Annotated in this window: 1 pseudogene; it reads left to right on the top strand. The window is 67.2% G+C overall.

The annotated features are described in order from the left end of the window. A pseudogene (gene glyA / locus HMPREF2716_RS11985) lies at positions 1-516 on the top strand (serine hydroxymethyltransferase); the annotation flags it as partial.

Genomic DNA, 516 nt, shown 5'->3' with positions numbered 1-516 from the left:
CTGATCGACTACGACGAAGTCGAGCGCCTGGCCGTGGAGCATAAGCCGAAGATGATCGTCGCCGGCTTCTCCGCCTACTCCAAGACCCTCGACTTCCCGCGCTTCCGCGCCATCGCCGACAAGGTCGGCGCGCTGCTGTTCGTCGACATGGCCCACGTCGCCGGGCTGGTCGCCGCCGGCCTCTACCCGAACCCGATCCCCTTCGCCGACGTGGTCACCACCACCACCCACAAGACCCTGCGCGGCCCGCGCGGCGGCCTGATCCTGGCGCGCGCCAACGAGGAGATCGAGAAGAAGCTCAACTCCGCGGTATTCCCTGGCGCCCAGGGCGGCCCGCTGATGCACGTGATCGCGGCCAAGGCGGTGTGCTTCAAGGAAGCGCTGGAGCCGGGCTTCAAGGACTACCAGGCGCAGGTGATCCGCAACGCCAAGGCGATGGCCGAGGTGTTCATCGGGCGCGGCTACGACGTGGTTTCCGGTGGCACCGACAACCACCTGATGCTGATCAGCCTGGTG

This window comes from Pseudomonas sp. HMSC076A11 (assembly GCF_001810205.1).
In the GTDB taxonomy this organism is placed as follows: Bacteria; Pseudomonadota; Gammaproteobacteria; order Pseudomonadales; family Pseudomonadaceae; genus Pseudomonas; species Pseudomonas aeruginosa.
Note: the sequence above shows the minus strand (reverse complement) of the source record. Positions and strands in the feature narration are given on the sequence as shown.